The 10,792-nt window shown below is 75.4% G+C and carries 8 protein-coding genes; all 8 read right to left on the bottom strand.

The annotated features are described in order from the left end of the window. Window positions 1-63 precede the first annotated feature (63 nt). The 8 genes from ACZ34W_RS30785 to ACZ34W_RS30820 all read right to left on the bottom strand — a co-directional run bounded on the left by ACZ34W_RS30785 (window position 64) and on the right by ACZ34W_RS30820 (window position 10,502). Window positions 64-1,812: a restriction endonuclease gene (locus ACZ34W_RS30785; RefSeq protein WP_465608773.1), complete on the bottom strand. Its 1,749-nt coding sequence runs from the start codon at window positions 1,810-1,812 to the stop codon at window positions 64-66. A gap of 113 nt (window positions 1,813-1,925) precedes the next feature. Continuing rightward, window positions 1,926-3,719 carry a hypothetical protein gene (locus tag ACZ34W_RS30790; protein WP_329487734.1) on the bottom strand — a complete coding sequence of 598 codons (1,794 nt, stop codon included), beginning with the start codon at window positions 3,717-3,719 and terminating at the stop codon, window positions 1,926-1,928. Window positions 3,720-3,917: 198 nt separating this feature from the next. Beyond that, window positions 3,918-4,232: a cupin domain-containing protein gene (locus ACZ34W_RS30795; RefSeq protein ID WP_329487735.1), complete on the bottom strand. Its 315-nt coding sequence runs from the start codon at window positions 4,230-4,232 to the stop codon at window positions 3,918-3,920. Window positions 4,233-4,393: 161 nt separating this feature from the next. Next, window positions 4,394-5,050 carry a YigZ family protein gene (locus tag ACZ34W_RS30800; RefSeq protein ID WP_465608776.1) on the bottom strand — a complete coding sequence of 219 codons (657 nt, stop codon included), beginning with the start codon at window positions 5,048-5,050 and terminating at the stop codon, window positions 4,394-4,396. A gap of 189 nt (window positions 5,051-5,239) precedes the next feature. Beyond that, the gene (locus tag ACZ34W_RS30805) at window positions 5,240-6,529 is read right to left on the bottom strand and encodes a DUF6986 family protein (protein ID WP_465608778.1); all 1,290 of its coding nucleotides are present in this window, start codon (window positions 6,527-6,529) and stop codon (window positions 5,240-5,242) included. 149 nt (window positions 6,530-6,678) lie between these two features. Continuing rightward, complete coding sequence (locus tag ACZ34W_RS30810; RefSeq protein WP_465608780.1) at window positions 6,679-8,232, bottom strand: DUF2637 domain-containing protein; 1,554 nt, start codon at window positions 8,230-8,232, stop codon at window positions 6,679-6,681. A gap of 243 nt (window positions 8,233-8,475) precedes the next feature. After that, the gene (locus tag ACZ34W_RS30815) at window positions 8,476-9,141 is read right to left on the bottom strand and encodes a response regulator transcription factor (RefSeq protein WP_329487739.1); all 666 of its coding nucleotides are present in this window, start codon (window positions 9,139-9,141) and stop codon (window positions 8,476-8,478) included. Further along, window positions 9,093-10,502, bottom strand: a complete 1,410-nt coding sequence (locus tag ACZ34W_RS30820; RefSeq protein ID WP_465608783.1) for a sensor histidine kinase — start codon at window positions 10,500-10,502, stop codon at window positions 9,093-9,095. The genes ACZ34W_RS30815 and ACZ34W_RS30820 overlap by 49 nt, the downstream gene beginning before the upstream one ends. Between the last annotated feature and the right edge of the window lie 290 nt (window positions 10,503-10,792).

Consider the following 10,792-nt stretch of genomic DNA (forward strand, 5'->3'; position numbering starts at 1 on the left):
CCGTGAGGGTGAGCCACGAGAGCACCCGGGCACCTGTCAGGCTCGCGGCCCGACCGGGCCCGTTCAGTGACCGGAGGCGAGCGGCAGCCCGAGGTGGGCGCGGGCGAGCTCCCGCACGCCGTCGCCGTCGACCAGATGGATGTGCTGGTGCCCGTCCTCGCCGGTGAGGTCGAGCGCCTCGTCGGTGAACCGGCCGGTGGTCAGCCGCAGACCGTGCTCGGCGGACTCCTCGCGGACGGCCTCCGCCAAGGTCCTGATCTCCTCCTCGCCCACCGCTCCGGACCCGCGGGAGGCCCAGACCACCCAGCGCCCGGGCAGCGCGCTGCCCGCCGCCCCCTCCCCGGTGGCGACCAGGCCCGCCGGGCCGCGCAGTCGTACGCTCCACTGCTCCAGCCCGCCGCGGGTGAGCAGTTCGCGGACCAGGTGGGCGAACTCGTTCGCCGAGAGGTCCGGCGCGGACGGCACGGTGGCGCCCGCCAGGGCGGCCGGTTCGACGCCCGCCCTGGCGTAGGGGTCCGGGGTCACGGCGGCGCCGAGCTGGCGCAGCCGGACCAGTGCCTCGTCCTGTTCGGCGTCCGCGTAGACGCCCTCGCCGTCGTGCTCCTCGTAGGGGGCGGCCGCCGGCAGCAGCCTGGTCCGGGCGAGGGCGTCGCGGTCGGCGTCCACGCTCACCAGGCAGAGCGGCTCCGCTCCGGCGGACTCGCGCAGCCAGCCGTTCAGCACCACACCGGCCAGTATCTCGTCGGTGTCGACGGCATCGGCGGCCTGCAGCGCGCGCAGGGCCAGCCGGGCGACCAGCCGCAGGTAGTCGGTGGCCCGGTCGGCCGGCGGGCGCGGCACCGGGAGTATCTCGCCGTCCGGGGCGAGCCGGTACCCGGTCAGCGACGGCACGAGGTCGAGGGACGGCAGGTCGAGGTCGAGCACGGCGGTGCGGGTGAGCGGGCGGAAGACCGCCCGGCAGGGCGCGGGTACGTCCTGGGTGGCCGTCTCGGCGGCCGCCAGCGCCCGCTCCAGCAGGGACTCGACCGCGGCCGGCTCGGCCAGCCGGTACGCCCGCCGGCACTCCTCCAGGGTCTCGTTGTACTCGCGGACCGCGCGGGCCCTGGCCTGCTCGGCCTGCTCGTGGACCCGCCGCGACTCGTCCTCGGCCGGGCGGTCGGCCCCGGCCCGCCGGGTACGCCACTCCCGGAGGGCACGCTGGTGGGTGAGCCGGGCCTGGGCCAGCTCGCGCTGGAAGCCGGAGTCCAGCAGTCGCCGGGTCGGCGGCTCGTCGGGGTCGGCCCCGGCCGGCCGCTCGGGCGCGTAGTCCTCCCAGCGCGGTTCGGCGTCGGCCTCGCCGCCGCCCGGGCCGGTGGCCCGGTAGGGCCTCGGCTCGTAGTGGCGGAGCTGGCTCTCGAAGTCCATCGCCGAGACGGGCAGCGCGGCCCGCCGCAGGAGGTCCGCGAGCCGCTCGTGCTCGGCCCGGACGGTGACGGACCGGTGGTGGGTCAGCGCGGCGGCCCGGGTGTGCGCGGCGACCGCCTCGTCCGCGCCCTCCGGGCCGGTCAGGCCGGTCAGGCCGGCCGCGCCGCTCAGGCCGTCCCGGCCGCCATGACCGCCGGCCGCCCGGTCGGCCGGGCCCGGCGAGCCGGGTGGCCCGTCGAGCCCGTACGGACCGTCAGACCCGTCAGGCCCTTCAGGCCCGGATGATCCGTCGGATCCGTCCGGACCGTCCGGGCCGCTCACGCCGAGGTCACGGAAGACCGAGGCCAGGAAGCCGGGTTGGGGGGCCATCACGGCGCCGTCGGGCTGGCCGTCTGCTGAGTGCTGCATCGGTCGCGGTTCCCCCATGCTCGTCCGGCGCCTGCCCGGGGCGGCCGGCGAGCCTACGGGCCGCCCCTGCCGGACATTGTCCACCGAACGGGCGCACCGGTCAGCCAAGCCTCTCAGTTGGTCCGGGTGTTGGTCAGGTGCAGGCCGATGTAGCCGACATAGATCCGGCCACTGCCCGAACAGTCGTCGAGGTAGTGCAGCCGCGGGGCCGTCCGCCCACCGCCGATCCGCAGGTGCGCGCCCATGAACGCCCGCCGGGAGGCGTCCACGCACTCCGGTACCGGAAGTATCCGCTCGCGCTTCCACTTGGTGTGGCTGAAGACCGTCCGCGACTCCCCGCGCACCGCCTTGCGGGGCGGGAAGCGGTGGCGGCCGGCCGGGGTGTGCTCGCACCACTGCTTGAAGTCGCCGCCCGCCTCGCCGCGCACCGCCGCCTCGGCGTACTCCTGCAGGGACGTCAGACCGCCCCAGGTGAGCCGGGCCCAGCCGGCCCCGGCGCACCGCAGGTCATCCAGGGCGAGCGCGCTCTTCTGGTCCCCGGTGAAGGTGAGCAGCGGGAACTCGTCCAACCGGGCCATCAGTTCGGTGAAGCTGTCCGGCACCGCCCGGAACCCGGGAGCGCCCGGTGAGCCCGGTCTGCTGCCCGCCCCGGGCGCGGCCGGGCGGCGCCCCGCCGAACCCGGGCCGACGCAGAGCCGACCGGCCGGCCCGCGGGACTGGACGCCCCGGCGCGGCCCGGTGACCGACCCGCCCGGCGGCTCGTCGGCCGCCGACGGCACCCGGCGGCCCCGGCGGCGCTCCCGGCGCAGGCTGTGCCGCACCCGCTCCAGCTCGTCGGCCCTCGCCTGCTGCTCGGCGTGGTCCTGCTGCTCCTCGTGGGCGAGCGCCGCCCGCTCGGCCCGGGCGGTGGCGTCCTCCGGGCCGGTGCCCGGACGGGCCGCGGTCGCGGGCACCCGCAGCACCGGGACGGCGGCCAGCGGTGCCGGCAGCGGCAGCTCGGCGGCGAGCCGGCGCGGTTCGCGGGCCAGCAGCCCGGCCGCCCGGCGGAGGTCCTCCTCGATCCGGTGGCGGGCCAGCACCGGATGCCGCGCACCGTCCGACCGGGAGGCCGGATCGACCTCGGGCTGATAGGTGCGCACCGCCCCGCCGTAGACGGTGTGGTACTCCAGTGCGACGTTGAACTCGGTACGGGCGCCCGGATCCAGGACGTAGGTGGTGGCGAGGCCGGGGAGTTGGCGGCAGAGCGGGCGGACGACGTCCTCCACCCAGCGGTCGAGGTCGTGGTTGACCGGGACGCTCGCCACCACGACGGGCAACCGGCGCTCCGGATCGCAGAGGGCGTCGATCAGGCCGTCGACCTCGGCGGCGGTCAGCACCCTCGGCGCCGACTGGACGGCGGCCGGGCCGTCGGTGGCGTCCAGCAGCGGCAGCAGACTGCAGGCGAGTTCGGGCACCGGCACCCGGCACGGCGTCCGTACCCCGGTGCCGGTGGTGTGCGTCTCGGCCTCCAGCCGGACCCAGGTGCGGCCGTCGGAGCCGGTCGCCGTGGTCAGCGTGAGTTGGTGGGTGCCGTGCGGGGCCGGGGTGCGCAGCCGGCGGCGGTCGTAGCGCCCGGCCCCCGGGCCGCCCCGCAGGGGACCGCCGTCGCGGTCGAGCAGGACCCGGTCGCCCAGGCGCAGGCGTTCGGCGGGGACTTCGGCGGCCTCGGCGGCGACGGACCGGTGGGCGGCCGGCGGGGGCTCCTCACAGCCTTCGTGTTTCAGCCAGGCGGCGAGGCGCTGGTCCGCCAGGGCCACGGCGTCGGCGTGCGGGAGCGCGGTGGTGACGGTCATCCGATAGGGCGTCGCGAGGCCCCTGGGGCCGGGCAGACCGGCGCGGGCGGGCGACGAGGAACGGTCTGAGGTCATGCGCATACCTCCGTGGTGCGGTGGTGGGGTCTGTCGTCCTCCATCGATGGGGGTGTGTTCGTCCGGTTCTTGCCGGATCCTTGCCCAGGAAACGCCACAGCCCGGAGCGGAAGTTCCAACTCCGGGCCACGTCAATACGTTCGAGTGAATCTGCTCAAGCCGGCCACCGGACCGGACCGGCTTCTGCTGCGGCCGGTCTCAGCCCTCCGCGCGGCCCGCGCCGCTGCGGCTCCACTCCGGTTCGGCGACCGGCACCGCCAGCGGGCAGCCCTCCGGGGCGTCGTAATCGGCGATCAGCACCACGGGGACGGTCCCGTGGTTGCGGCCGACGTGGACGTGGACCGGCCCCGCCTCCTCGACCAGCGACTCGCCCGCCCGGCTGACCTCGACCCGGCCGTCGTGCAGGGTCCGGGTCAGCGTCCCCGACAGCACCACCACGTCGACCCGGCCCGGGTGGTAGTGCCAGCCGGTACTGGCGCCCGGGGGCAGGGTGATGGTCTGGACGAGGGACATCTCGGCTCGGCCTCCTGGTCGGCGATCCGCCCAGGCTAGGCAGGGTGCGGGAGGACGGGAACCCGGCCGGACCCGATCTGGCCGAAAGTCTGTCCGGTCCCCGGCCCGGTCGCTCCGCGAACCCCGGCCCGAGCGTCACCCCCGCGCCGCGGGGAACCCGCTCAGACCGGCACCTCGACATACGTCCGACCCGCCGCCACCGCCACCGCGGTACCGCCGGTCGCCTCGGCCAGCCAGGTGCGGAATTCGGCCAGCTCCGGCTCCGGCACCCCGACCTCGATCCGCACCCCGGCCGCCTCGTACGCGAGGTCGCTCACCGTGTAGCCGGCCGCCCGCAGGTCGTTCTCGACCCGCCCGGCCCGGGTGTGGTCCGCCGCTACCGCGAGCAGCGCCACCGGCCGCCGTTCCAGCAGCCCGACCGCGTCCACCGCCTCCGACACCGCGCTCCCGTAGGCTCGGACCAGGCCGCCCGCCCCGAGCTTGATCCCGCCGAAGTACCTGGTCACCACGGCCGCGGTGTCGGTCAGCCCGCGCCGGCGCAGCACCTCCAGCATCGGCACCCCGGCCGTACCGCCGGGCTCCCCGTCGTCGCTGGAGCGCTCGCGCCGCTGCTCGTCGCCGACCACGAAGGCGGTGCAGTTGTGCCGCGCGTCCCAGTACTGCTTGCGGATGCCCGCGATGAACGCCTGCGCCTCGTCCTCGTCGGTGACCCGGGCGAGGTGGCAGATGAAGCGGGACTTCTTGATCTCGATCTCGTGGCTGCCCGCGTGCCGGATGGTCAGGTACTGCCTCGGGGTCGGCTCCGGCGTGGCGGACATGGTGCGGCGGTTCTCCCGGAAGACGGCGAAGGCTGGCGGCGGCCCCACGTGGTTCCGGGGCGCCACCGCCAGCCTAGGCCCTGCCCGTCCGGTCACCGGTCCGAACCGGAGAGCGCCGGGTCGGGGCAGGGACGACTCGGGGCGGCGGCGAGTCGGGGCGGCGGCGAGTCGGGGCGGGGCCGGGAGGGCTCAGCGGCCGGCCAGCGCGTCCAGCCGGGCGCGGTCCAGACCGGTGAGCGAGAGGACCTCGGCGAGGTCGACCGCCCCGCAGTCCAGCCCGCGCAGCAGGTAGCCGCTGAGCGCCCGGGCGGTCGCCGGCTCGTCCATCACGTCGCCGCCGGTCTTGGCGACGTACGCCGCCAGCCGGGCGGCGGCGGCCGCCAGGCCCTCGCGGTAGAAGGTGTACACCGCGACGTAACGGGTCGGCAGGTGCGCCGGGTGCATGTCCCAGCCCTGGTAGTAGGCACGGGCCAACGAGCGGCGGACCAGGTCGTGGTGGAGCTTCCAGGCGGCGTGCACCTGCTCGGTGGACCCGGTCGGGATGACGTTGGTCGACCCGTCGGAGAGCCGGACGCCGGTACCCGCGGCGGCCACCTGCATCACCGCCTTGGCGTGGTCGGCGGCCGGGTGGTCCATGCTCTGGTAGGCGGCGCCGACCCCGCAGGCGGCGCTGTAGTCGAAGGTCCCGTAGTGCAGACCGGTGGCCCGCCCCTCGGCGGCCTCGATCATCCGGGCGACGGTGGCCCGGCCGTCGGGGCCGAGGATCGCCTGGGTGGTCTCGATCTGGATCTCGAAGCCGATCCGGCCGGCCGGCAGCCCCGCCGAGCGCTCGAAGTCCGCCAGCAGCCGGACCAGCGCGGTGACCTGCTCGGCGTAGGTCACCTTGGGCAGCGTGAGCACCAGCCCCTCGGGCAGGCCGCCGGAGGCCAGCAGGGTGGTCAGGAACAGCTCCAGGGTGCGGATGCCGCGGTCACGGACGGCCGCCTCCATGCACTTGATCCGGATGCCGATGTACGGCGGGGCGCTGCCGTCCGCCACGGCGGCCGCGATCAGCTCGGCGGTCCGGACGGCGGCCGCGTCCTCCTCGGCGTCGGGCCGGGGGCCGTAGCCGTCCTCGAAGTCGATCCGCAGGTCCTCGACCGGCTCCCGCTCCAGCTTGGCGCGGACCCGGGCGTGCACGTCGGCGAGCAGCGCGTCGTCGGCCACGCCGAGCGCGCCGGCCAGGGCCGCCGGGGTACCGGCGTGCGTGTCGAACGCCTCCAGCGCCTGTCGGCCCCAGTCACGGACGGTGTCGGCACCGAAGGCGTCGGCCGGGACGTAGACGGTGTGGACCGGCTGCCGGCTGCCGGAGTCGCCCGGGTAGCGGCGGGCCAGGTCGGCGTCGACCGGGGCGAGCAGCGCCTCCACCGCGGCACGCGCCGCTCCGGAGAACGAGGCTCCGCCCGCCGGACCGGTACCGTCCACCTCGACCTGCGACATCCGTACTCCTCCGTGCCGAACCAGCGCTTCAACAGTTTGTTGAGGCGAAGGTAGCCCCGCCGGGGTCGGGCGTCAATGGCCGACCGAGCGGCGGACGGGCGGGCAGGCGGCAGGCGGCAGGCGGCTCCGGCTTTGGGCGGGTCGGCCGGTCAGTCCCTCCCGGCGGCGGCGTAGCGGTCGCGCAGCTCGGGGAAGAGCTCGGCGACGTCCTTGTGGTGCACCGAGCCGTCCGGCCGGGTGCCGGTCACGCCGTACTCCTTGGTCAGCCAGTCCGCGAGACGCTGCGGGCTGGGCTCCTTCTCGAAGGTGTCGATGTAGCTGACCAGCGCCGTGTAGCAGAGCTCGGGGTCGAGCCGCGACGGCGCCGGGCGGGAGGCGGAGTCGTACGGGCGGCCGGAGCCCTCGGCCTCGTCCGGCTCCGGGGCGAAGCCCTCCTCCTGCGGGTAGTCGGCCTCGCGGACGTACGCGGCGTCCTGCGCGTAGCCGGGCTCCACCGGGAGGTCCGCGTAGCCGGCGCCGTCCGGACCGGTGTGGACCTCGGACTGCGCGACGGCCTGGGCGGCCGGGCGCGCCGCCGGCTGCGGCTCGGGCTGGGCGGCGGACGCTCGCGGCGGCTTGAACCACGGCGAGGCCTGGCCCGGCACCCGGCCGCCCGGGGAGCCGTCGCCCTGCGGCCCGGTGGTCCGCACCGGGCGCTCGGTCCAGACGTTCAGCTCCTCCCGGGGCTGCGGCGGTGCCTGCTCCTCCTCGGCGGCCGGCTCCTGCGAGGCCCGCAGCCGCACCGCGGCCAGCTTGGCCAGCATCGGCGCGGCCACCTCCGCGGGCACCGGCGCCACGGCGGGCACCGCCGCCTCGGACCGGACCTGCTCCACCTGAAGGCCCTCGGGCCGGGCGTTCTCCGGCCGGGCGTTCGCGGGCTGTGCCTGCGCGAGCGGCTGCGCCTGCGGCTGGGTGCCGGCGGCAGCGGCCACCGGGATGGCGGCGGCCGGCGTCCGGCTCTCCCGGAGCTCGGTGGCCGTTCGGGACTCCTCGTCCAGCCGGTCCAGCAGCGCCGGGTCCAGTGGCACCCCGTACTTGGCCAGCTTCAACGGCAGCAGCGCCTGGATCGGCGCCGAGCGGCGCCAGCCGCGCCCGTACCGGAAGCGCAGCTGCGCCCGGTAGACCAGCCGGTTCTGCTCCAGCCGGACGACCTCGTCGTAGGAGCGCAGCTCCCAGAGCTTCATCCGCCGCCAGAGCCGGAAGGTCGGCACCGGGGAGAGCAGCCAGCGCATCAGTCGGACGGACTCCATGTGCCGGTCGGCCGTGATGGCGGCGATCCGGCCGACCGCGTGCCGGGAGGCCTCGACGACGACCACGAACAGCACCGGGATGACGGCGTGCATGCCCATCCCGAGCGGGTCGCCCCAGGAGGCGGCCGCGTTGAACGCGATGGTGGCGACGGTCAGCAGCCAGGCGGTCTGCCGCAGCAGCGGGAAGGGTATGCGGAGCCAGGTCAGGACGAGGTCCAGCGCGAGCAGCACGACGATGCCGGCGTCGACACCGATCGGGAAGGCGTAGGAGAAGGCGCCGAAGCCCTTCTCGGACGCCAGCTCCCGCACCGCGTTGTACGAACCCGCGAAGCCGATGCCCGAGATCAGGCAGGCCCCGGCGGCGACCAGCCCGAGCAGGCTGCGGTGAGCCTTGGTGAGCGGAGGGCGTGCCATAACGTCTATCAACCCCTGGGTGTCGGCTGCGGCCGTGCGCTGCCTCGGCGCCGGTTCCCGGTGGTCGGGGCGCCGGACGACCGAGCAGCCGCCGGGCTCGGCCCACCGGAGTTTACTCGTACAGCTGTTTCAGCTTCCTCGCAGCCCGGGGTGGAACCGGCCCCGGCGGACACCGGGCGCGGGCCCCGTGTCGACCGGGTGTCGGCTGCGTGCCGATCGGGTGCCGACCGGCCGGGCGGGGCGTCAGGCCGGTCTCCCCGCCGTCCCGTTGAGATAGGCGAGGACGGCCTGGACCCGGCGGTTGGCGTCGTCGGCGGGGGCCAGACCGAGCTTGGTGAAGATGTTGGCGATGTGCTTCGCCACCGCGCCGTCGCTCACCACCAGCCGGGCCGCGATCGCCGAGTTGGAGCAGCCCTCCGCCATCAGCTCCAGCACCTCCCGCTCGCGCGGTGAGAGGTGGTGGAGCGCGCCCGGCCGGCGGGAGGTGCGCTGTACCAGCTTGGCGATCACGTCCGGGTCCATCGCGGTACCGCCGGCCGCCACCCGGCGGACCGCGTCGATGAACTGGTCCGCGTTGAAGACCCGGTCCTTCAGCAGGTAGCCGACACCACCGGTGCCGTCCGCCAGCAGCTCCCGCGCGTACAGCTGCTGCACGTGCTGCGAGACCACCAGCACCGGCAGGCCCGGGATCTCCCGGCGCGCCTGGAGCGCGGCCTGCAGGCCCTCGTCGGTCAGCGTCGGCGGCAGCCGGACGTCGACCACGGCGACGTCCGGCCGGTGCGTCAGCAGCGCGTCCAGCAGTTCGGGGCCGGTCTCGACCGCCGCCGCGATGGTGAAGCCGTGCGCTTCCAGCAGCCGGATCAGGCCTTCGCGAAGGAGGTAGAGGTCCTCGGCGAGGACAACTCGCACGGCAGCTCCAAGGTGATCGTGGTCGGACCGCCCGACGTGCTGTCGATGGCCAGGACACCGTCGAAGGTACCCAATCGCCGCTCGATCCCGCGCAGGCCGGTGCCCCGGCTGGGATCCGCCACACCGACGCCGTCGTCCGTCACCGTGACCCGCAGGTTGCCGGCCCGGTAGAGGATGTCCACCCAGACCTGCTCCGCGCCCGAGTGCTTGGCCGCGTTGGCCAGCAGCTCGCAGATGCTGAAGTAGACGGCGGCCTCGACCGGCGCCGGCAGCCGGTCCGGGAGGCTCACGCACACCTCGGTCGGCAGGGCGCTGTCCAGCGCCAGCAACTGCACCGCGTCGCCCAGTCCGCGCTCGGCGAGGACCGGCGGGTGGATGCCGCGCACGAGGTCGCGCAGCTCCTGGAGCGCCCGGGCCGAGGACTGCCGGGCCTCGGAGAGGAGTTCACGGGCGGCCACCGGGTCGGTCTCCAGCAGGTGTTCGATCGTGCCGAGGGTCATCCCGATCGCGACCAGCCGTGCCTGGGCGCCGTCGTGCAGGTCCCGCTCGATCCGGCGCAGTTCCGCCGCCTGGTTGCCGGCCGCGTCCGCCCGGGTCTCCGTCAGCTGGGCGACCCGCTTGGTCAGCTGGGCGTGCGAGGCGCGGCCGTCCTGGTCCAGCACCCGCCGGGCCAGTTCCACGTAGCCCCGCACCGCGTACGGCGCCAGCACGACGCCGAGCGCCATCAGCAACAGCCCCAGGACGACCGAGACCAGCGGGGAAGCGCCGGCCGGATCGATCGGCCCGTACTCCCGGTATTCCACCGGAGCGGTCACCGCGTAGCCCGCCCCGCCCACCAGCAGACCGGCCACCGGCAGGGCGAGTACGGCCGCGGCCGCCGGGCTGATCACCAGCCAGGCGATCTCCGACCGGGTGGCCCGGTCCCGGGCGGCCCAGTGCAGCAGGTGGGCGAGCTTCGCGACGCCGTGGGAGCGGTGGTACGAGTACCCCGTCCACCAGTGGCCGCGCTCGTCCCGCTCCAGCGCCGGCCGGGGGTCGTACTCGACCGGCAGCCGGATCCCGTACCAGCGGGCGAGTTGACCGCGCGTCCGGTTCGCGACCCGGCGCACCAGCAGGCCGGCGGTGACCGCGCCCGCGAGGGCCGCCGCGAGCAGGGTGAACACGGTGCCCAGGTCATAGGGGTCCAGCATCGAGTTCACCGCACCACCGGCGAAGGACGCCGCCAGGATCGGCAGGGCGACGGTGGGTACCGCCCCCAGCGCCACCAGCGCCAGCCGCACCAGACCGCGGCCGCCCGCCAGGAAGGCCGCCTCCGTCTGAGCGCGTACGCCCGCGCCGCTCGTTCGGTTCGCTGCTGTCACGGATGCTCCTGGGGCCGGTACCGGTCGTCGTCCACCCAGTGTCGCCGGGTGGCAAGGGGCGGGGCACTGGCTGTCGCACCCCGATTCCGGGGTGGACCTAGCACCACCCCGGAGCGGCACTCCGTCCCGCCCGGCCGGGCGATCCCCCCGGCGAACCGCAGCCACCCACCGCGAATGCCGCCGGAGAATGCCCCTGGAAACGCAAAGAACCCCCCGATCCGTAAGGATCGGGGGGTTCTTCACAATGATTGTTCGGCGGCGTCCTACTCTCCCACAGGGTCCCCCCTGCA

The sequence above is a fragment of the Kitasatospora sp. NPDC022856 genome, assembly GCF_055561235.1.

Coding starts and splice junctions, on each gene's coding strand:
- ACZ34W_RS30785 (WP_465608773.1), bottom strand. CDS start 1,812: ATGCAGCACTCAGCAGACGGCCAGCCCGACGGCGCCGTGATGGCCCCC.
- ACZ34W_RS30790 (WP_329487734.1), bottom strand. CDS start 3,719: ATGACCTCAGACCGTTCCTCGTCGCCCGCCCGCGCCGGTCTGCCCGGC.
- ACZ34W_RS30795 (WP_329487735.1), bottom strand. CDS start 4,232: ATGTCCCTCGTCCAGACCATCACCCTGCCCCCGGGCGCCAGTACCGGC.
- ACZ34W_RS30800 (WP_465608776.1), bottom strand. CDS start 5,050: ATGTCCGCCACGCCGGAGCCGACCCCGAGGCAGTACCTGACCATCCGG.
- ACZ34W_RS30805 (WP_465608778.1), bottom strand. CDS start 6,529: ATGTCGCAGGTCGAGGTGGACGGTACCGGTCCGGCGGGCGGAGCCTCG.
- ACZ34W_RS30810 (WP_465608780.1), bottom strand. CDS start 8,232: ATGGCACGCCCTCCGCTCACCAAGGCTCACCGCAGCCTGCTCGGGCTG.